Origin of the sequence: Micromonospora yasonensis, from assembly GCF_026013475.1 — a bacterium.
Taxonomy (GTDB): domain Bacteria; phylum Actinomycetota; class Actinomycetes; order Mycobacteriales; family Micromonosporaceae; genus Micromonospora; species Micromonospora yasonensis.
Genome location: NZ_JAPDPH010000121.1, coordinates 1 through 21,471 on the forward strand (window position 1 = coordinate 1; position 21,471 = coordinate 21,471).

Genomic DNA, 21,471 nt, shown 5'->3' on the forward strand with positions numbered 1-21,471 from the left:
AAGCCGCCATGGATGTTGTCCGCGCCGGCCCCGCCCCGGATGTAGTCGCCAGCGCCGGCGGTCAGCCCCGCGTACGGCATGGGCGCCGAGGTGGAGCTGCCGATCCAGGCGTCCCCGTCGGTGTCGTGCAACAGGTCCACCCGGCGGTCGTACCCGCCGGGCCGGAACCCGGTGAACGTCTCCTGCGGCACCGACGACAGGGTCGCGGTGAAGCCGAGCGCGGCCACGTCGTCGGCGTTGAGGTACTGGTTCACCACGCCGCCCCGGTCGCCGAGGATGGCGTCCCGGCCGTCGTCGCCGTACAGGGTGTCGGCGCCCAGCTCACCGAAGAGGTCGTCGTCGCCGGATCCACCCCGGATCAGGTCGTCGCCGTCCTGGCCCCACACCCCGTCGTTGCCCCCGTCGCCGTAGAGCTGGTCGTTGCCGTAGGCCCCGGCCGGCTCGCAGGTGGACTGGGCGGTGGTGCAGAACCGGGTGGACGGCCCGGGCAGCGCCGGGTCGTGGGTCCGGGCCACCGTGGCGTCGACCGGCACCGCGCCAGTCGGGTACCGCTCGGTGTAGACCCGCTCGGCCGGCGTCCCGTTGACCGTGGTCACCGTCCGCAGCAGCGACCCGTTGTCGCCGAGGATCACGTCGTCGGCACCGTTGCCCTCGACCACGTCCCCGGTGTCCCGGAACCCGGCGGCCGCGCTGCCGCCGATCAGGTCGTCCTGCCCGTCCGGCGTGCCGGCGCCGACCAGGTCGGCCGGGGCCGCCGGGTCACCCGGCCAGCCCGGGTCGGGCAGCAGCGTGACCGTGGACCGGCCGGCCGCGCCGAGCGGGTTGTCGCCACGGAGCGTGTCCGCGCCGCCGTTGCCCTCCAGGTAGTCGCCGGCCCCGTCACCGGTCAGCGCGTCGTCGCCGTCCTGGCCCCAGAGGGTGTCGACGCCGTCGCCGCCGCTGATCCGGTCCGCGCCGTACCGGCCGGCGGTGACCGCCGCCCGGTCCAGCAGCACCACAATCCGTGGGCCGAACGGGTTGCCGTCCGCGCCGAGCCGGACCGTCACGGCCGTGGGCTGCTCACCCGGGAGCGGGCGGAGCACCGCGCCGTTGTCGCCGATGACCGCGTCGGACCCGGGCCCGCCGAACAGGGCGTCCGCGGTGTCCGGCTGACCCGTGGTGGCCGCCCCGGTCCCGTCGTACGCGGTGCTGGAGCCACCGACCAGGTCGTCGTCGCCGGCGTCGCCCTCGACCCAGTCGGAGCCCGGGCCACCCTCGGCGAAGTCCGCGCCCGCGTCGGCGTGCACCCGGTCCGCGCCGCCCTGCCCGAAGATGACGTCGTCGCCGTCACCGCCGGAGATCAGGTCACCGCCGCTGGTGCCGGCCGCCGGGGTGAACCCGAGGTCGAGCAGGGTGACCTTGCGCGGCGGCACGGCCCGCGCCTGGGTGACCCGGGTCGCGTCGGCGCCGGCCGGCGTGAACCGGGCGTTGTCCCCGGCGATCAGGTCGGCGTCGGCGTCGCCGTAGAGCTGGTCACCGGTGTCCGGCCGGCCGGTGCCGGCGGTCGGCTCCTGGGCGGAGCCGCCGACGATCTCGTCCCGGCCGAGGCCACCGTGGACCAGGTCGGCGCCGTTGTTGCCCTCGATCCGGTCGTCCCCGCCGTCGCCGTCGACCCGGTCGTCGCCGAGCCCGCCGTACGCGACGTCGTCGTCCGGACCGCCGGAGATCACGTCCCCGGTGCCGGCCGCCGCCACGTCCCCGGCGAGGTCCAGCGGGTACGGTCCGACGTCCCCGATCCGCGGGGTGCCGTTGTCACCGACGATCCGGTCCGCGCCCTCCTCGCCGTAGACGAAGTCCCGCCCGTCGGCCACGCCGGCCACCCGGCCACCGCCGTAGAGCACGTCGTCGTCGGGGCCGCCGAAGACCTGGTCGCCGCCCTGGTTGCCCTCGGCCGTGTCCGCGCCGGTCCCGCCGTACAGGCCGTCGTCACCGGTGTTGCCGAAGAGCAGGTCGGGGCCGTCGTCGCCGTGCAGCTGGTCGACGTCCGGGCCGCCCCAGGCCCGGTCGGCGCCGCCGCCCAGGTGCAGGGTGTCGTCGCCGAACTGGCCGCAGGCGCGGTCGTCGCCGCCGCCGAGGTCGGCCCGGTCATCGCCGCTGCCGGCGGTGACCACCTCGACCCCGGCGCCGCCGAGGATCAGGTCGGCCGAGCCCTGGTCGGTCGGGGTGGGCTGGGCGTCGGCGAGGCTGGCGTCGGCGCAGGTCTCGTCGACGATGCGCCGGTCGCCGAAGACGATCGCCCCGCCGTCGCCGCCGATCACGTGGTCGCTGCCCAGGCCGCCGACGAGCAGCTTGGTCTGCGACTGGGTGCCGGCCGGCAGCGGCTGGTGGGTGACCTGCCGGGCCGGGCCGTAGCCGTCGGTGCCGTCCGGTTCGCCGACCGAGGACGGCTCGGCGATCACGTAGTCCTGGTCGGGGCCGCCGAACAGCTCGTCGGTGCCGTAGCCGCCGACCAGCACGTCGTCGCCGCCGTAGCCGTACAGGTGGCCGGTCTGCCCGTTGGCGGAGTGCGAGACGACCAGGTCGGTGCCGGCGCTGCCGTGGACGGTGTCCTGCCCGGCGCCGGTGTCGACCTTGTTGACCAGCCCGACGTCGCCGCTGCCGGCCGCGTCCGGGTCGGACGGGACGGTGCTGCTCGCGGTGTGGATGGTGTCGTCGCCCTTGCCGCCGTTGAGGATGTCCGAACCCGGGCCGCCGACCAGGGTGTTCTTCCCGTTCGGCCGGTCGTCGGCGACCACGCCGAGCACGTCGTCGCCGCCGTTGCCGTAGACCGTGCTGGCGCCGTGCCCGACGGTGACGTGGTCGGCCGTGCCCGTGGTCTCCTCGGTCGGGTCCGTGAGCTTCGTCCAGTCGACCAGGCCGTCGAGGGGCTTGTCACCGACCGACGTGTGCACGGTGGTCTTGTCGGGCCGGTCCACGGCGCCGAGGCCGCTGTCGCCGGCCACCACGTCGTTGCCGTCGCCGGTGGTGATGGTGTCCTGCCCGGGGCCGCCGGCGATCCGGCTGACCTGGCCGGCCGCCTCCGCGGTGACGATCACGTCGTCGCCGTCGCGTCCGTCCACGTACGCCGGCCCGGTGCCGGTGCGGATCTGGTCCTTGCCGTCGGAGCCGATGATCACCGCGGCCTTGTCGAACGCGGAGGTCCGGGTGCCGTCGCCGCTGGTGTCGCCGTCGCCGAGCAGCAGGATCGACAGGGAGATCTTGTCGTGGTCGGTGACCTGGTAGCCCCGCCCGTCGACGACCACCCGGGTCAGGTTCTGGTCGAGGAACTCCTGCTTGCGCCCGAGCGCCTCGACCGCGAAGCCGTCGAAGTCGTCGCTGGCGTCGGGGGTGCCGGCGTCGGCGTAGTGCAGCGCGTACACCTTCACCACGTCACCGGCGTAGGTGCCGGCGCCGTTGTCCCAGGCCTTGTCTCCGCGCTGCGCCTCCTTGCCGAACTTGCCGGCGAAGACCACCAGGGTGTCCCCGACCGTGCCGCCGAGCTCCGGTGGCTTCGGTTTGCAGTCCGGTTGCGCCCGGAAGTCCAGCAGGGTGGCGTCGACCAGGGTGAAGTCGAAGGTCTTCTCGAACAGGAACAGGTTGATGGTGATGTAGACCTTGAGGAAGACCGACAGCTGGCCGCTGGTGGTGAAGAGGCAGATCGGGTTGAACCGGAGCGCCTCGAGGAACTCGCTGGTGCGGAACTTGCCGTCGTTGTTCGGGTCGTTCCAGCTGAACCCGACGGTGAGCCGGATGCCGCCCTCGATGCCCGCCTTGAGGAACAGCACGCTGACCTCGGCTCCCGCGGCGATCTCGCCGCGCAGGGTGACCACCGGGGCGGGCTTGCCGCTGCTGTCGGTGGTCTTGAAGTAGAGGCCGTCGAGCAGGCTGACCGCGTCGAGGTCGGTGCCGCTGTCGGCGGCCTCGATCGCGTGCCGGATGCCCGCGGTGTCCAGGCCGGCGATGAACCGGGCGGTCACCGAGGCGCTGCCGGAGAGGGTGATCAGCACCGGCGGCGGCGCGTAGACCGGGCCGAACGACTGCCGCCAGCTGAACCCGAGCGACAGCGGCCCCGAGTCGAAGCTGACCAGCTCGACGTCCTGCCCCATCAGCAGGCCGAACAGCGAGCCGGGGTTGTCGAAGACCGGGAAGCTGAAGCCGGTCTTCTGGGCGTTGGTCTTGCCCTTGCTGTCCGGGGTGAACAGCTTCCCCTCCGTGGTGGGCGAGGCGCCGTCCACCGCCGCCTTGACGTCCGTGTCCTTTGCCGGTTGGTAGCCGGTGGTGCGGTCGATCAGGCTCTCCGCCGAGGCCGGCGAGACCGCCGTGGTCAGCGCCTTCGCCGGGTCGACCTGGAACCGACCGAGTGGGATCGAGCAGTTCGTGCCGCAGCTGTCGGGAATCAGCCGGACGAAATTGATCACTTCGCGGATCGTGTCGACGAATTCGAGCTTCGGCCCGCCGGTCAGGGTGCTGAAGGTCTTGGCCAGCCAGACCAGGGTGATGTCCGGTCCGCCGGTGGCCTTCGACAGGTCGGACAGCACCGGAATCGGCGCGTACAGGGTGTCGATGACCGGCTGGAGCGGGCCGGTGACCGCCTTGATCTTGTCCACCACCGGCTTGAGGATCTTGGTGAAGAAGGTGCCGGCGTCCAGCGCGATCTCGGTGAAAGTCACCTGCAACGGCGTGGTGACGCCGGCCCCGCCGGCGGACAGAGCACCCTGCTTGTGCGCCAGGCCCCACTTCAGGCCGAAGCGGGCGCTGACACCGGGCAGCGCCGAGCCCACCTCGTCGCCGGTGTTCACCACCGCCGCCAGCTTCCAGTCGATGTCCACCTGGGCGCTGAGATCGGTGGCGACGAGCGAGCCGAGGTCACCGAACTCGGCGAGGGTGAGCTTGGCGTTCGGGTCGGCCGTGCAGTCGGCGGTCACCGACGGGTCGAAGCAGCTCTTCTCTCCCGGCGAGCCCTTCAGGTCGATCCCGAAGTACGCCCGCACCAGCGGCGCCGTGCCCTGCTTGGTCGCGTTCACCTGGATGAAGGCGAGCTGGGCGGCGAGATCACCGGTCATGTCGAAGTTCGCGCCGATCTGCACCTCGGGCGTGGTGTCCCCGTCATGGGTGGGGACGTAGAAGCCCTCGTCCCGGTCGAGCACCAGGTCCAGGTGCAGCCTCCAGCCGAGCATGGCCTGGATGCCGTCGGTGGCGCCCTTCTTCGCCTTCAACGACAGGCCGGGGATGCCGAGGTCGAGCGGGACGTTGGCGGTGAGGCACTTGTCGGTGTCGCCGGCGTCCTTGCAGCCGTCGGCGGCCGAGGGCGCACCGCGGGAGCTGGTGAGCTTGATCCGGATGGACTGGAAGTTCTCCGGCTGGCAGGGGGTGGCTACCCCGCTGCGGCAGCCGACCACCGCGCTCACACCCGGGTCGAGGTCGTGCAGGGCCGCGTTGAGGGCGGACTGCATGCCGGCGCTGTCCAGCGTGGCGTTGGCCAGCACCGGGCCGATCGCGGCCTTGACGTCCGCGCGCAACTGGGCGACGAACTTCTGGCCCTGCTGCAGGTCGTCGCCGACCAGGGGCAGCTTGCCGTCGAAGCTGGCCAGCCGCAACGCGTCCTCGACCTTGGCCAGGTAGCCGTCGATGCCGACGTTGAAGTCCGTGAGCTTCAGCGACAGGTTGGCGAAGCAGGAGGCGAGGTCCGGGGTCTGCGCGTGCGGCGCCAGGTCCAGACCCATGGTGAAGGTGAGCAGGTTGGTGGCGTCGGCCGGCTCGCAGTTGTTGACGAACAGCGGCGCGCGGGCACAGATCGGCGTGCTCGCGCTGCCGATCCCGCCACCGCAGTCGACGCCGGCGGTGGTGAAGGTGGGCGTCAGGCCGAGCAGGTCGGTGACCGGCCCGTCGGCGGCGAGCCCGTCCAGGCCGACGCTGAGGTTGGCCTTGACGGTGGCGAAGTCGGGGTCCTTGCCGAGGTCCAGGGCCAGCGGGCCGATCCGGGCGGCGAGGGCGGCGTCGGTCACCCCGCCGCTGACGGTGACCTTCGCCGACGAGGTCTTGTCCAGCAGCGGCGCCGCGTTCAGCTTGAGCGGCAGCAGCAGGCCCAGCTGGGCCCGGGCGTCGACGTCGAGGGCGAAGGTGCCGGAGCTGTCCAGGCTGACCAGGTCCCGGGCGCCGTCCCAGGCGAAGGCGAGCGGCCCGGCGGTGCGGACGTTGCGCTTCCAGTCCAGCCCGATCCGCAGGTACGGGCCGCCGGCCCGCTCGTCCAGGGTGAACTGGATCCCGCTGCCCGCGCCGATGGCGTTGTTGAGCAGATCGAGGGCGTCCTGCAGGGTGTCCGGCGGCGAGGCGAGCAGCTTGTCCAGCGCGTCGGCCAGTTCCGGCCGCAGCGCGTACGCGGCACCGTCCTCGGGCTTCGGCGTGCCGGCCGCCGCGACCCGCAGGGTCTGGCCGTCCACCCAGTTCAGCACCCGGTACGCCTTGCTGCCGATCACCACGGTGCGGCCGGTCAGCCGCTCGTCGAAGGCCGCGTCGCCGCTGCGGTTGCCGTCCTTGAGCAGGAAGTCCGCGCCGTCGGCGACGAAGGTGACACCCTTGCCGACGCCGCTCTCGTCGGCGCCGAGCAGTTCCCGGGCCGACCGGCCGAGCAGCGGGATCTCGGTGTCCAGCGGACCGCTGCCGCCGCCCGGCTGGGCGAGCGCGGCGTTGACCAGGCGCAGCGCCTCGACGACGGCGGCGAACAGCGCCTTCGGGTCGTCCGGGTTGAAGTCGACGGCGAAGAGCCCGGCGAGACTGCTGGTGTCGACCACCGGCTGCCCGCCGGCCGTCCAGCTGACGTCGACGCCGACGCCCTGGCCGAGGGCGCCGGTGGCGCCGGGGACGCTGACCGTGACCCGGCCGGTGGTCTTCACCGACGAGGAGACGGCGAGCAGGCTGGTCGGCTCGGACTGGAGCCGGCGGAACAGCTCGCCGAGGCTGACGTCCTGCGCCTGCTTGAAGCCGACCTGGAGCATCCGCTGGCCGGCGGCGGCCGGCCCGACGGCGAGGTCACCGCCGAGCTTGACCTTGAGGAAGCCGGCGTTGGCGTAGAAGTCGACGCCGGTGGTGATCGGGAAGTCGGCGGCGAACAGCGGCGTCGCCGGGTCGGTACGCAGCAGCACCCGGTCCGCGTTGGCGGCCGGGCTGCCGAGGTCGTCGCGCAGGTCGAGGACGAGGGTGACGGCGGCGGTGTACTTCGGCTTCACGGTGGCGAAGCTGGCCTGGGCGTTGGCCGCCCGGAGGCCGACCTTCTTGTCGCCGCCAGCCGGCTTGGTGAGCGTCCCGGCCAGCTCGACGGCGCCGATGTTGGGGCTGGAGCCGCTGATCACCCAGACCGCGTCGGCGGCGGGCTGGCCGCCGATCCAGTTCTCGCGCAGGGTGACCGAGGTGGCGGTGTTGGCGGCGATGGTGCCGGCCGAGGTGCCCGCGACCACCCGCTGGCCGACCAGCTCACCCGGGGTGAACCGGTGGTCGTCGGCGGCGAGGCTGAAGCCCTTGGCGGTGAAGGTGGCGCCGCGGCCGGAGATCGAGGCGGCACCCGGGTCCAGCGGCACGGCGACGGTGGACTCCCGCTCCAGCTTCACCCGGAAGACCAGCTTCTGGCCGGCGAAGGACAGGTTGTCGACCGGTAGGCCCTCGGCGGCGAGCAGCTTGACCAGTTCCTGGATGGAGCTGAATTTGGGTTGCCCGGCCTTGGCGGGGTCGTCCGTGGCGGGGTCGAAGTCGGGGTCGTCCGGCTTCGGGTGGACGTACTTTTTGAGGAAGCCGGTGAGCTTCTCGTTGACCTTCACCGCGTCGGCGAAGGTGCCGCGCAGGAACGGCAGGCTGAGGTTGCCGGCCGGTCCGCTCTGCTGCACCCCGCCGAGCAGGGTGGCGAGTTGGGCCAGGCCGGAGGCGAGGTCCAGCGGGCTCATGTTGCGGAACTTGGCGATGGTCTCGTCGAGCCCGGTGGTGGTCACGGTGGGGCTGCCGACGGAGATGTCGTTCCAGTCGACGTTCACGGTCGCGGCGATGGCGGGCAGGTCGAACGGGGCGCCGGAGGTGGCCGCGCCGAGCTTGACCACCCCGTGCACCGAACCGGGACCCGGCTCGGTCTCGCTGTCCGAGATCTTCCCGCCGCCGGAGCCGTCCAGGGCGACCTGGACCAGCCCGGCGAGGGAGCCGGACGCGCCCAGCTCGCCGGTGCCGGGTCCGGAGGCGGTGTCGAAGGCGAGCCGGCCGTCGCCGTTCGGGTCGGTGAGGGTGACCTTGACGTGGGTCCGGGCGGTCAGCGTGCTGCCGGCGGTGAGCGCCACGCCGAGGATGCCGACCGAGGCGGTGGCCTGGTCCAGGTCGGCGCGGAGGGTGGCCGCGGCGTCGATGTCGATGCGCGGGGTGTCCCCGTCGCGGATCAGGTAGGTCTCCCCGGCGGCGGTGTGCCGCGCCTTCAGGTGCAGCGTCGCCCAGCCGGTGACCTCGACCGCCTTGGCCAGGGTCACCCCACCGACGGCCAGGTCCTTGTCGGTGACCTGCCGCTTGGTGGTGAGCACCACGTCGAGCAGGTGGTCCCCGCCGCTGGTGGTGACCGCGCTGGTCAGCCGGGTGCCGCCGCCCAGGTCGACGTCGTCCTTGGTGAGTCCGCTCGCCAGCGCGTCGGAGGCCTTCCGGGCGAGCTTGTCAGTGTCCACCAGCGCGCCCGGGCTCACCCCGAGCAGCGGCAGGGGCTGGCCGAGCAGGCCGACCCGGGACAGTCCGCCCTCCGCCCAGGTGGCGGTCCGCGACATCAGGTTCTTGAGCGCGGTCTCCCACGCCTCGTCCGCGTGGGCGGGCGCCGCGGTCCACACCAGGGCGAGCGCGGCGGTCACCACCATTGCTGTCAGGCCGGCGAGCAGCCGCCGTAGTGCCACCATGAGCCACCTCTTCCTCGATGGCCGTCACCGACGGCGCTGTCCGGCGACAGCACATCGATCACGGAAGCGACTCACAACTTCTGTGTCGAGATGGTGACAGGGCGTCAAACCGATCAGTGGACGTCACTACGCCGGGTGGCCGGTTCCCACTGAGCGGTCAGGTCGACCGATCGACCACACGGAACGGCCATCCCAGACCGCATCGGCACGAGCGACGAAGGCAATGCCGAGGTGTCGGCCCGCGAAGGCGCGTTTGCCGGACCGGGTCACGTCACGGGCCTCATCGGGCGAGGGCCGGCGCCCGGCCTGTCACATGTCGAGGCACTTGTCGATCTGTCGCAGCGACGGTGCGAATTCGTTCAGGGGCGGCAGCAACGAGGAATCGTTATCCCCCGCGTCCGCTGCCCCACGCGGCACGCCGCCTGGAGCAGCCAAGGCCGAGCGCGCAGTGCCGGATTCATCCTTCGCAGGCTCCCGGGTCCGCGGCGACGTCGACTGCTCGGCCGCCACGGTTGATGGGGACAGCGCGAGGATCAGCGCCGGCGGGCGCATCACCTCCGGCTCGACATATTCCAGCAGCAGGTCGGCGATTTCCCACAACTGTCGACGGACGGAGCTTTCGGTGATCGTGGTGGAGCCTGCGGCGGCGAGAGCGCCGAGGCTGCGTGCCGCGAGGACCCGCTCGTTGCCTGGTTCGTTGAGCAGTAGGAGCGCTCGGACCAGGTCCAGGGCCAGATTGCCCTCGACAAGATCATGCGCCGAATGCCTCCGTCCCGGAGGCACGCCGCGCCGGTCCTCAGACGCGTGGATCTGGCGCCCCACACTTTCTGCCTGCAAGCGGCTTTCCCGGGTCCGCTGTTCTGCCCTCAGATCGACGAGATGCGGATGACGTTCTGCCCAGCGGTACAGACTGTTGGTGCCGGGCCGCCTCCTGAGCGCGGCGTCAACCAGGGCGGCCAGCCAACCGTGCTCTTCAGCGACCGAAATGACCCGGAACACGATGTGCTCCATGCCCGAGGCGTCACCCACCAGCCGGGCAAGCCGAATCTCCAGGTCATATCGGAGCATCTGTTCGAACGGGGACCGCTCAGGGAACACGTCGAGCAGCGCCTCGGCCAGTTCCTCAAAGCTCCTACCCGGAAGGGACGGCGCCGTCATAACGCTCCTGAATGGAATCAGGGGGCCGATCAGTCAACGAGTCTACTGGGGACGGCGGTGGCAGATCAGGCACCGGTCGGGCATTCCCCGGACCAAGTAGTTTGCCCGATCGACCGACTGTGGCGAGTCGAGCGGTCGGTCAAAACGGGGCGTCGACGGACAGCCGCCGCACCTGGGTCAGGTACGGGTCCAGCTCCCCCACCTCGAACCGGCAGGTGCCGATCACGTGCCAGAACTGGCCGCCCGGGTCACCGTCCAGCTTGTACCGCCCGTCCGGGCTGACCGCGGCCCAGCCCTCGGGCAGGCCGATCAGCGTGGCGCGCAACTGGGCGTGCTCCGGGTCGGCGACGTCCCACAGCCGGACGGTGCCGTCGTCGCCGGCGCTGGCGAGCAGGCTGCTGTCCGGGCTGAACGCCACCGACCAGACCCGCCGGGTGTGCGCGGCCAGGGCGCCGTGCAGCCGGCCGGTGCTCGGGTCCCAGAGCCGGATGATCAGGTCGTCCCCGGCGGTGGCCAGCAACGCCCCGTTCGGGCTGAACGCGCACGACCAGAGCCGGCCGGTGTGCTCGGTGAGCACGGTGCGCCGCTCGCCGGTGAGTGCGTCCCACACCACCGCGGTGCCGTCGTTGCTGGCGCTGGCGAGCAGCGTCCCCTCGGTGTTGAAGCAGACCGCGTACACCCGGTCGGTGTGCTGTTCGAGGGTGAGCCGGCAGGTGGCGGTGGCGGCGTCCCAGAGGCGGACCAGCTGGTCGTCGCAGCCGGTGGCGATGGTCTCGCCGTCCGGGCTGAACGCCACGGCCCGCACCCGGCCGCGGTGCGGGGTGAGGGTGGCGAAGTGCCGGCCGGTACGCCGGTACCAGAGCCGGACCGTGTCGTCGTCGTTGGCGGTGGCCAGGGCGTCCCCGTCCGGGCTGAACGCGGCCGCCCAGACGTGGTCGGTGTCCACGTTGAGCTCGCGCTCGTCGGCGCCGGTGTCGGTGTTCCACAGGTGCACCCCGCCGTCGCCGCTCGGCGAGGCGACCAGCGACTCGCCCGGGCAGAAGACGACCGAGAGCAGCCGGTCGGCCGGGCTGGCGAGCTGCCGGACCAGCCGGCCGGTACGCGGCTCCCACAGCCGTACCACGCCGTCGTTGCCGCAGGCCGCGAGAACCTCGCCGTCGTCCCGGAAGGACAGCGAGGTGACCCGCCGGCCGTGCCCGCGCAGGGTGTGCTGGAGCTGCCCGCTGCGCACGTCCCACATCCGGGTGGTGCCGTCGTTGCTGCTGGTCGCCATCTGCGCCTGGTCGGGCCGCCAGACCACCGGCCAGACCGAGCCCCGGTGCCGGGTCAGTTCATGCCGGAGCTGGCCGTCGGCGGTGTCCCAGACCTGGATGGCGCCGTCGCTGGCGGCGGTGGCGAGCAGGCTGCCGTCACCGTTGAACCGAACGCTGTAGATCGCGCCGCGCTGCCGGCCGAGCACCCGGACCGGCCGGCCGGTCTCCACCTCCCACAGGCGCAGCGCGCCGTGGGTGTCGCCGGTGGCCATCAGCCCGCCGTCGGGGTGCACGTCGAGGGCGTACACGTCGGCCTCGTGGCCACGGGGCTGGCGCAGCAGGTCACCGTCGGTGGCCCGGCGGATCCACACGCGGCCGTGCTGGCCGACCGCCGCGAGGGCCCGGCCGTCCGGGGTGTGCACCACCCGGTAGACCACCTCCGGCTCGCGTACCTCGAAGGTGAGCCGGCCGGAGGCGATGTCCCAGGCGCGGACCACGCCGGAGCTGTCCACCACCACGACCCGCCGGCCGTCCGGGCTGAACGAGGTGCCCCAGATCGGGGCGGCGTGCCCGGGCCACTCGTGCCGCAGCCGGGCGGTGCGGGTGTCGTAGAGCCGGACCACGCCGGCCCCGTCGCCCACCACCAGCCGGCCCCGCGCGCCGTCGGTGAGCAGCGGCCACACCCAGCCGGCGAAGACGTCCTCGATGACGTGCCGCACGTCGCCGTGGTCGGCGTCCCAGAACCGCACGGACAGGTCGGCCGCGCCGGTGACGAGCTGGTGCGAGGCGGCGTCGAAGCGCACCGCGTACACCCGCCCCCGGTGACCCTGCAGGGTGCGCACCGGCAGGCCGGTGGCGGTGTCGCAGATCAGCACACCACCGTCGTCGCTGCCGACGGCGAGCACCGCCCCGTCCGGGCTGTACGCGACCGGCACCGGCAGCCGGCCCACCTCGAAGCCGTACGAGACGCCCACGGCGGGCGGGGCGAGACCGGGCGCCACCGGGCGGCCGGGGGCGACCACCGCGCCGCGCAGCTCCGGCGCGCGCAGCAGCGCGGCGTCGGCGTTCACGTCGATCAGCGCGGCCCGGTGCCAGCTGCTGCCGGAGATCCGGGTGCCACGCAGGTCGGCCCGGAACAGCCGGGACCCGGCCAGTTCCGCCCCGCGCAGATCGGCCCGGGTCAGCCGGGTCTGGTCCAGGCGGGCGCCGCGCAGCCGGGCGTGCTCCAGCCGGGCCTCGGTGAGGTTGGCGGCGACCAGGCGCGTGTCGGTCAGGTCGGCCCCGGTCAGGTCGGCGCCGGCCAGCTCCCGGTGGGACAGGTCCTCGCCGCGCAGCACCGCGCCGCGCAGGTCGGCCCGGTCGGGCAGCCGCAGCCGCGCGCTCAGCCGCAGCGCGTTGGCCCGCACCGTCTCCCCGGCGGTCTCGTCGCCGAGCACCCGGGACGTCCAGGCGGTGCAGTGGGCCGGGTCGGCGAGGTCGCCGAGGAACTCGACGACCAGCGCCGACAGCGGTCTCGCGGCCAGCGCGGACGGCTCCTCACCCCGGTTGAGCTGCGCGGCGATCCCCTCGGCCACCAGCCACTCCATCACCGAGGTGTGGATGAACCCGAAGAGGCCGTCGTCGGTGCGGACCAGCAGGCTGCCGGCACCCACCGCGTGCGCCGCCTGCGGGCCGGAGAGCCGAGACTCGGCCAGCCCGGCGAGCTGGCCGGTGGCCTCGGTCAGCTCGGCCAGCCGCAGGTACGACTCGCCGCTCTCCCAGAGTTGGAAGGCGAGCCGGCCCACCGCGTGCCACAGCTCGGGGCGGCGCAGGCTCACCGGCACGCCCGGGATCCCCTGGGTCCGCCGCTCCTCGAAGTCCAGCCAGGACTCCAGGATCTCCCGGTAGAGCGCCGCCGCGCTGAACGTGCCGCCGGCCCCCGCGACGGCGGCCAGCCGCCGCTCGTCGAGGTTGGCGATGAAGCCGAGCATCCGGGGGTTGCGGGAGAGGCCGAGCAGGTCCTTCACCCCGGCGAGCAGGTCCATCCGCTCGCGAGCGGCCCGCTCGTCCCCGCCGTACCGGTGGCGCAGGAAGGCCTCGATCTGGCCGGGGGTGAAGTCCTCGATGGCCAGCACCCGGCGGTGCGGCAGCAGGCCGACCCGCTCGCCGAGCGCGGTCAGCACCTGCGAGTTGGTCTTGAAGTGCTGGGTCCGGCTGCTCACCACGATCTTCGCGTTACCCTCGGCCGCCTGGAGCAGGGTCTCCAGGTGGTCGGCCGCCCGGTCGTAGGTCACCCGGGCCACCAGCTCGTCGAAGCCGTCGAAGAGCAGCACGACCCGCCCCTGGCGAAGCATGTAGCGGAACGCCTTGAGATCGATCACCTGCTCGCCGTGGTTGGCCAGGTGCGCGGCCACCAGCCCGTCGACCGAGTGCGCCTTGTCCAGCGCGCGCAGCTCCACCAGGATCGGGATCAGGTCCGGGGCGTCGGTGGGCAGCCGTCGGGCCACCTCGCGCAGCGCGAACGTCTTGCCTCGGCCGAAGTCGCCGAGCACCAGCACGAACCGGCCGTCCGGCGCGGAGATCAGTTCGAGCAGCTCGTCCACCACGTCCTCGCGGACCCGCTGGTCGGAGCCCACCAGGTGGCGGTAGCGCTGCGGCACGTACTGGCCGGGCGGGTAGAGCCGGTCGGCCTGCAGCCGGGCGGTCTGCGCGGCCACGTACTCGCGCAGGTCGAGCAGGCCCTGGAACTCGGTCAGGTGCAGCACCCGGACGCCCCGGCGCTGCGCCTCCTCGGCCAGGCCGCGCGGCACCCGGTCGCCGTCGTAGACCAACTCGGAGGGGATGTCCGGGTCGGTGGCGTGCACCCGGCGGGCGAAGTGGTCGACGTCGGCGGCGGTCGGCGTGCCCACGTGGGCGCCGACCCGCTGCTGCCGGACCACCCCGTCGGCCCGGTACGTGACGAACAGGTGCGGCGGCTCGGCCGTCACCCGGCGGACCAGCACCCGGTCGTGGCGCGCCTCGCACACCTCGGCGAGCCGGTCGAGCAGCCGGTCCAGCGGGGCGGGCGGGACCACGGCCGACGCCGCGGCCAGCCCGTCGGCGGGCGTGCCCTGGGTCGGTCCCTCCACGGGGGTAGGCAGCCGCGGGTCGGGCACCTGGGCCGGCCCGGCCGCCCCGAAGGTCGCCTCGGCCCGGGGCCAGCTCACCGTCGTCGGCTCGCCCACGTCGTGCCGGTCGTCGCGGCCCAGCACCCAGCGGGTCAACCCGTCGGCGGCCAGCCGGAGCACCTGCGCCCGGCCGTCCCGGGAGGTGGTGGCCAGCGGCACCCCGGGGTCCACCCGTACGCCGGGCGCGGCGTCGGAGAGCAGCAGGTTGAGCATCGGCCCGACCAGGCGGTGGAACGAGGCGCGGTCGCGCAGCGTCACCCCGTCCGGGACGGCCACCTCCTCGGCGTACGGGGTGCGCGCGCCGGGGCCGTGCGCCATCGCGCCCAGCCGCAGCCAGCCGGACTGCTGGTAGTGACGCAGCCGCTGGGCGAACCAGGTGGACTGGGCCTCGCCGAGGAAGCCGTACCGGTCCTCCTCGCGGTGGGTGATGGCGATGGTGGAGTTCAGCCCGGCCACCACCACCCGCAGGTCGGGCACCGGGAACAGGGTCCACGGCTGCTCGCTGTCGAAGATCCGGTCGTCGAGGCCCTGGTAGAGCTCGTCGAACAGGCGCGCGTAGTGCCGCCACTTCGGCCAGTACGGCGGCTGCGGGTCCACGTCGTCGGCCTCGCAGGTGGCGAAGTACGCCCGGCTGGCGGCCATGGTGACGTCGCGCGGCCCGGGCACCACCACGAGGCGGTGCGGTTCCAGCCCGAGCAGCACCCGCAGTCCGGTGAGGAAGGTCAGCGCGTCGGAGAACTCCCGGGGGCTGCCCGACTCGGTGAGGTTGCCGGACACCACCAGCAGGTCGGGCCGGGGCACCCCGTCGTTCATCAGCAGGGTGAGGTCACCCATCAGGTGTTCCTGGAGTTCGCCGGGGGTGACCGGCGCGCCCGGGGAGATGACGCCCCGACCGAAGCGGGGCCCGGCCACCTGGAGCACGGTGAGCGTGCTGCGGGCCACCGGAGCCGCCGCCGCGGCGGGCGGGAACGGCGGCGGGTTGATCGGTGTACGCCGGGCGCGGCGGGGCGCGGGCGGGCCGGCGGCCGGGGTGGCGAGCACCCCGGCCGGGTCGGCGGGGTGGTGCGGGAAGGCCGGTTGCAGGGCCGGCTTGGCCCGGCCGTCGAGCGCCTCCCGGATCCGGTCGAGCACCCGGCCCCGTGCCTGCGCCGCGTCGGTGACCCCGACCAGGTCGACGTAGGTGATGGTGGCGAGCAGGCCGTCGATCGGACAGTCCTCGACCCGTACGGTGACCAGCTTGTTGCCGGTGCCGTCCGGGTCGGCGCGCAGCGCGGCCTGCCACTCCAGCTTCCCGTACGTGGAGTGCAGGTAACGTTCGGAGAGGACGGCCACCACGACGGCGGCCTCCCGGACGCCCCGGTCCATGAAGTCGATGAAGTTGGTGCCGGCCACGAAGTCCCAGGCCTGGAGCAGGGTGCGGTAGCCGGCGGCCTCGAACTCCCAGGCCAGCCAGGTCGCCCAGCGCTCGTCGGCGGGCGAGTAGCTGATGAAGAAGTCGATGGGGCGGTCAGACCGGGTGGGGTGCGCGCCTACAGCCACGTGGTCATTATTGCCACTGACCGTCAATCGGTGGCCACCCTGGGCAGCGTCGGGCGGGTCCGGCCGGTCGGCGGTGTGCGAGGATCATCCCTCGTGGAGACCGCCGGCGAGCCGCCGTCCGCCGCGCCGGACCGATCCCGCTGGGGCCGGCTGCACGTGCTCGACTGGATCGCGATCGGGCTGGCGGTGGTCGGTCTGGCCGGTGTCCTCACCGGACTGCTCCCCCGCGCCGACGCCGAGGCCACCGTACGCCGGATCGTCCCGATCCTGATCTTCCTCGGCACGGTGGTGGTGCTGGCCGAACTGACCGCGGTGGCCGGGGTCTTCGACGCCCTCGCCGCCCGGGTGGCGATCACCGCGCGGGGCAGCTTCCGGTCGCTGTTCTGGCTCTGCGTCGGGTTCGCCTCGGTCACCACCATCGCGCTCAACCTGGACACCACGGCCGTGCTGCTCACCCCGGTGATGATCGCGCTGGCCCGCAAGCTCGGGGTGCCGCCGACGCCGCTGGCGATGACCACGGTGTGGCTGGCCAACACGGCCAGCCTGCTGCTGCCGGTGTCCAACCTGACCAACATCCTGGCCAGCGACCGGATCGGCCTCGATCCGGTGCCGTGGGCGGCCCGGATGTGGTGGCCGCAACTGGTCGCCATCGTGATCACCATGCTGCTGCTGTGGTGGTGGTACTGGCGGCCGGCGCGGGCGGGCGCCGACCCGTTCGTCCCCCCGCCGCCGCACGTGCCGCCGGATCCGGTGCTCTACCGCACCGCGCTCGCCGCGTGCCTGCTCTTCGTGGCCGGGATCCTGGTCGGCGTCGAGATCGGCCTCGCCTCCGGGGTGGCCGCCGCGATCCTGGTCGCCGGTTTCGCGGTCCGCGCCCGGGGCAGCCTGAGGCTCGCGTTGATCCCGTGGCGGCTGCTGGTCTTCGTGACCGGGCTGTTCCTGGTGGTGCAGACCATCGGCCGGCACGGCCTGGACACCGTGATGGGCACCCTGATCGGCGGCGACCCGGGCGCCGAGGGGGCGCTGCGGGCCGGCGGCGTGGGCGCGCTCTTCGCCAACGTGGTCAACAACCTGCCCGCGTACGTCGCCGGCGAGGCGGTCATCGCCGTCGATCACCACACCCAACTGCTGGCCCTGCTGGTCGGCACGAACGTCGGCCCGCTCGCCACGCCGTGGGCGTCGCTGGCCACCCTGATCTGGTACGAGCGCTGCCGGGCCGCCGGGGTGGCGGTGCCGCTGGGCCGGTTCGTGGCCACCAGCGCCGCGCTGGCCGCCCTGGCCACCACGGCCACCGTCGCCGCCCTGCTGGTGGGCCCGTGATCCCGCCCGTCACGATCGTGCACGCCTGCCAGCGGGACGGGCGGGGCGGCAGCCCGACGGCGGTGGTCGACGAGACGTCGCTGACCGACGCCGAACGCCGCGCGGTGCCGGTGGCGGCGGGCACCTCGCATGCGGTGTTCCTCGCCGCCGCGGGGCCCGGGACCGTGTCGCTGCGCTTCTTCACCGCCACCGGGGAGTTGCCGGCCTGCGGGCACGGCACGGTGGCCGCGCTGGCGGTGCTCGCCGAGCGCGCCGGCGCCGGGGCGTACGAGAGCGTCCTGCGCTCCGGCGGCCGGAGCTTCCTGGGCCGGGCCACCGGAGGCGGCGTCCGGTACGAGGCGGTGTTCGATCCCGGACCGGTGCGGGTGCGGGTGCCCGACCCGGTGGAGACCGCGCCGGTCCTGTCCGCCCTGGGCCTCGGTCCCGAGGCGCCGTCCCGGGTCGCCTCGGTGGGCCGGCCGCGCCTGCTGGTGCGGGTCCCCGACCGCGCGGCTCTGGCGGGCCTGGCCCCCGACCTGGCTCGACTGCGGGCGGCGTGCGACCGGCTGGGGCTGCTGGGCTGCTACGTCTACAGCACCCCGGGCCCGGACGGCCTCGCCGCGGCCCGGATGTTCGCCCCGTCGATCGGGGTGCCGGAGGACATCGCCAACGCCAACAGCACCGCCTGCCTGGCCGCGCACCTGTCCGGCCAGGGCGGGTCCGCGCTCGCGGTCGACATGGGCGACACGCTCGGCGAACCCTCCACGGTGGTCGCCACCACCCGACCGGGGGCGGACGGCCCGCTGGTCCGGGTGGGCGGCACCGCGACGATCACCGGGCCGGCACGGTGGTGACCGTCACCGCACCGGCGGGCGCGCCCGCCGGGACAGCCGGCGGATGCCGTACAGCAGCGCGCTGGCGGCGAAGAGCACCGCGCTGACCGCCAGCCACTGGCCGAACCTCGCCCGGGGCGCCAGGCCGGACGCCCGGGTGTACGTGCCGTCGCCGAGACCCAGAATCCCGGGCAGGTAGACCAGGAACAGCAGGCCGGCGCCGAGCGCCGGCACCCGGACGTGGTTCAGCAGCGCCCGGTTCCCGCCGTGACGGGACGCAGACCGCAGCACCCGGTCCACCGACGCGTACGCCGGGAAGAGGACGAAGTCGTGCGCGATCGCCGCGCCGACGAACCACAGCAGCATCCGGCCGGCCGCCGGCTCGCCGGCCAGCCGCAGCGCGATCCAGCCGGCCACGGCGAAACATCCGGCCAGCAGCAGCAGGTGCCAGGGCGCGGCGCCGTACGCCCGCCGCAACTCAGCCATCGAACGCGATCTCCTCGACCCATTTGGTGCAGTGCACGCCGGGCAGCGCGGGCACGATGACCCGCGCCGGGTAGCCGTGGTCCGGGCTCAGGTCGACGCCGTTGACCCGCAGGGCCAGCAGCGCGTCGGGGTCGGTGACCTGGTTGCCCTGCAGGGCCGCCTGGCGGAACAGGCCGGCCCGTTCCAGCGACCGGACCCGGGCCGACCCCGGCGCGGCCACCCCGACCAGGGCGGCGAGGTCGCGCAGCCGGACCCCGGTCCAGGTCTGGGCGGTGGACCAGCCCTCCACGCAGGCGATCGGCAGGGCGGCCGTGTGCTGGGCCATGGCGAGCAGCTGGCCCCGGTCCAGCGTGACGGTCCGGCCCGCGCCCCGCACGGTCAGCCGCCAGCCCGGCCCGGTCTGCGCCGGGGTGACGCCGGCCGCGGCGATGCTGCGGTTCACCGGGAAGCCGTTCGGTCCGGCGCCGAACCGGCGGCCGCGCGGCAGCAGCAGCGCGGTGCGCCGCAGCGCGTCGACGCTCTGCCCGACGGTCAGCGCCGCCAGCAGCAGCGCTCCCCCGCCGACCACGGCCAGCACCCCGCGCCGGCTCATCGTCGCCGGTCGGGGCCGCCGGGCCACCAGGCCGTCCGGATCCGGCGGCTCCGGCCGGGTCCGCGCCAGCGGCGTACGCGCGAAGCCCGGCCCGCGCAGCGCGGTGACCAGCCGGGGCAGCTTGATCGCCACATGGGTGACCAGGGCAACGGTGAAGACCCAGGCGCCGTACCAGTGCGCCGTGTAGAAGTCGAAGCCGAACAGGTAGGCGTACTGGATGTTGAGCAGCCCGGTGACGATCTGGAAGAGGATGCCGCCGATCAGCAGCAGCAGCGACAGCCGCTCCAGCACCTGCGCGATCGAGCGCGCCGGCGGCCAGTCGAAGAGCTTGGGCACCACCGACCAGAGCTTGCCGAGCACCACCGGCACCAGCACGATCCCCAGCGTCACGTGCAGCCCCTGGGTGACCCGGAACAGCCACGCGGGCCGGGTCGGCCAGTCGAACACCGGCGGATGCAGCCACCCCACGCCGGCGGGGAAGGCCTGGCCGAAGCGGGGCCCGTAGGCGATCCAGTCGAGCAGCCCCGTGACGATCACCAGGGGCAGGGTGACGAGCAGCACCGCGCCGAGCACGGAGGTCAGCCAGGGCCCGCGGACCGGGCTGCGCCAGGCGCGGGCGACCGCGTCGACACCCGGCGGCCGGTACCGGTCGAGCCCACGCCACAGCCGGGCCGGTACGGCGGACGGTGGACCGTCCGGACCGGTCGGTGCGGGTGGCCGGGCAGGCACGGATCCCTCCTGATGGCGTGGTCCAGGGCTCCAGCCAGACGCTAGACGCCGCAGCGGCCGGCCGGTCCGCTTTGCCGCATTACCGAACCCTTACCGCCATCTCTTACGGACTGCTGACGTCCTTCGTGAACCACCCGACCGGCGCCGCGCGGTGCCCTAGCGTGGGCAGACATGCGGGTACTGGTCACCGGCGCGGCCGGATTCATCGGATCGCAGGTCGCCGACCTGCTGGCCGCCGAGGGGCACGAGCCGGTCTGCCTGGACGCGTTGCTGCCCCAGGCGCACGGCGGCGCGCTGCCCGAGTGGTCCCGCCGGCACGACCCGGTGGTCGGCGACGTACGCGACGCCGGGCTGCTGGACCGCCTGCTGCCCGGCGTGGACGCGGTCTGCCATCAGGCGGCCATGGTGGGGCACGGACTGGACCCGTCCGACGCCCCCGATTACGCCGGCCACAACGACCACGGCACGGCGGTGCTGCTGGCCGCGATGCACCGCTCCGGGGTGTCCCGGCTGGTGCTGGCCAGCTCGATGGTGGTCTACGGCGAGGGGCGCTACCGCTGCGCCCGGCACGGGGTGGTGCGACCCGCGCCGCGTCGCGCCGCCGACCTCGCCGCCGGCCGGTACGACCCGACCTGCCCGCACTGCGGCGACACCCTCGACCCCGCGCTGGTCCCCGAGGACGCCCCCCTGGAGCCGCGCAGCACGTACGCGGCCAGCAAGCTCGCCCAGGAGCACTACGCCGCGGCGTGGGCCCGGCAGACCGGGGGCGGGGTGTGGGCGCTGCGCTACCACAACGTCTACGGGCCCCGGATGCCGCGCGACACCCCGTACGCGGGGGTCGCCTCGCTGTTCCGGTCGGCGCTCGCCGACGCTCGGCCGCCGCGGGTGTACGAGGACGGCCGGCAGCGCCGGGACTTCGTACACGTCACCGACGTGGCTCGGGCGAACCTGCTGGCGCTCACCGCACCCGCCCCGGACGGCCTGGTCCCTGTGAACGTCTGCTCCGGCGAGCCACACACCGTCGGCGACCTGGCGGTCGCGCTGGCCGAGGCGATGGGCGGCCCGGCGCCGGAGGTGGTCGGTGGGGCGCGGGGGGCCGACGTGCGGCACGTGGTGGCCGACCCGACCCGGGCACGGGAGTTGCTCGGCTACACCGCCCGGGTCGGCTTCGTCGACGGGGTGACCGCCTTCGCCACCGACCCGCTGCGCGAACCGGCCGCCCTGGTCGGCTGACCGCTCACCGGGCCGCTGGCGGCACCTTCACCGAAACTGCTGCCTCCCGCCATGCCGAGGCGGCAACTTCCCCGAAGTTGCCCAACTCTTCGGCACTCAGGAGACGGTGAACAGCAGGTGGTTGACGGCGAGCGCGGTGAGTGCCTGCCCGGCCAGCCACCAGCGGCGGGCCGGCGCCGGCAGGTGCGCGGCGGCGACCAGCAGCCAGACCACGAACGGCAGCCAGATCCGTTCCACCTCGGCCTTGCTCATACCGGACAGGTCGGCGGCCACCAC

Annotated in this window: 8 protein-coding genes and 1 pseudogene; 3 read left to right on the forward strand and 6 right to left on the reverse strand. The window is 73.8% G+C overall.

The window, feature by feature from the left end; translation table 11 throughout:
* From ONA70_RS22455 to ONA70_RS22465, 3 genes are all read right to left on the reverse strand, one after another.
* Nucleotides 1-8,927, reverse strand: an 8,927-nt coding sequence (locus tag ONA70_RS22455) for a calcium-binding protein (RefSeq protein WP_265008445.1), incomplete at its 3' end; no start/stop codon positions are given.
* A gap of 309 nt (nucleotides 8,928-9,236) precedes the next feature.
* Nucleotides 9,237-10,085, reverse strand: coding sequence for an effector-associated domain EAD1-containing protein (locus ONA70_RS22460; RefSeq protein ID WP_265008446.1), 849 nt, complete (start codon nucleotides 10,083-10,085; stop codon nucleotides 9,237-9,239).
* 139 nt (nucleotides 10,086-10,224) lie between these two features.
* Nucleotides 10,225-16,023 (reverse strand): WD40 domain-containing protein, encoded by a 5,799-nt coding sequence (locus tag ONA70_RS22465; RefSeq protein ID WP_265008447.1) that lies wholly within the window; start codon nucleotides 16,021-16,023, stop codon nucleotides 10,225-10,227.
* A 30-nt stretch (nucleotides 16,024-16,053) separates the two neighbouring features.
* Between ONA70_RS22465 and ONA70_RS22470 the strand changes: the two genes are divergently transcribed.
* On the forward strand, nucleotides 16,054-17,343 hold the full coding sequence (locus ONA70_RS22470) for an ArsB/NhaD family transporter (RefSeq protein WP_265008448.1): 1,290 nt from the start codon (nucleotides 16,054-16,056) through the stop codon (nucleotides 17,341-17,343).
* Nucleotides 17,340-18,176 carry a PhzF family phenazine biosynthesis protein gene (locus ONA70_RS22475; RefSeq protein WP_265008449.1) on the forward strand — a complete coding sequence of 279 codons (837 nt, stop codon included), beginning with the start codon at nucleotides 17,340-17,342 and terminating at the stop codon, nucleotides 18,174-18,176. The genes ONA70_RS22470 and ONA70_RS22475 overlap by 4 nt, the downstream gene beginning before the upstream one ends.
* A 3-nt stretch (nucleotides 18,177-18,179) precedes the next feature.
* Here ONA70_RS22475 and ONA70_RS22480 read toward each other — a convergent pair whose 3' ends face one another.
* Complete coding sequence (locus tag ONA70_RS22480; RefSeq protein ID WP_265008450.1) at nucleotides 18,180-18,641, reverse strand: hypothetical protein; 462 nt, start codon at nucleotides 18,639-18,641, stop codon at nucleotides 18,180-18,182.
* Nucleotides 18,634-19,962: a molybdopterin-dependent oxidoreductase gene (locus ONA70_RS22485; protein ID WP_265008451.1), complete on the reverse strand. Its 1,329-nt coding sequence runs from the start codon at nucleotides 19,960-19,962 to the stop codon at nucleotides 18,634-18,636. The genes ONA70_RS22480 and ONA70_RS22485 overlap by 8 nt, the downstream gene beginning before the upstream one ends.
* A gap of 171 nt (nucleotides 19,963-20,133) precedes the next feature.
* Here ONA70_RS22485 and ONA70_RS22490 point away from each other — a divergent pair, with 171 nt between their 5' ends.
* Nucleotides 20,134-21,195, forward strand: coding sequence for an NAD-dependent epimerase/dehydratase family protein (locus ONA70_RS22490; protein WP_265008452.1), 1,062 nt, complete (start codon nucleotides 20,134-20,136; stop codon nucleotides 21,193-21,195).
* 96 nt (nucleotides 21,196-21,291) lie between these two features.
* Here the strand turns inward: ONA70_RS22490 and ONA70_RS22495 are convergent.
* A pseudogene (locus tag ONA70_RS22495) lies at nucleotides 21,292-21,471 on the reverse strand (hypothetical protein); the annotation flags it as partial.

Bases quoted from the DNA above. Each gene is read 5' to 3' on its own strand.
- ONA70_RS22460 (WP_265008446.1), bottom strand. From the start codon at position 10,085: ATGACGGCGCCGTCCCTTCCGGGTAGGAGCTTTGAGGAACTGGCCGAG.
- ONA70_RS22480 (WP_265008450.1), bottom strand. From the start codon at position 18,641: ATGGCTGAGTTGCGGCGGGCGTACGGCGCCGCGCCCTGGCACCTGCTG.
- ONA70_RS22490 (WP_265008452.1), top strand. From the start codon at position 20,134: ATGCGGGTACTGGTCACCGGCGCGGCCGGATTCATCGGATCGCAGGTC.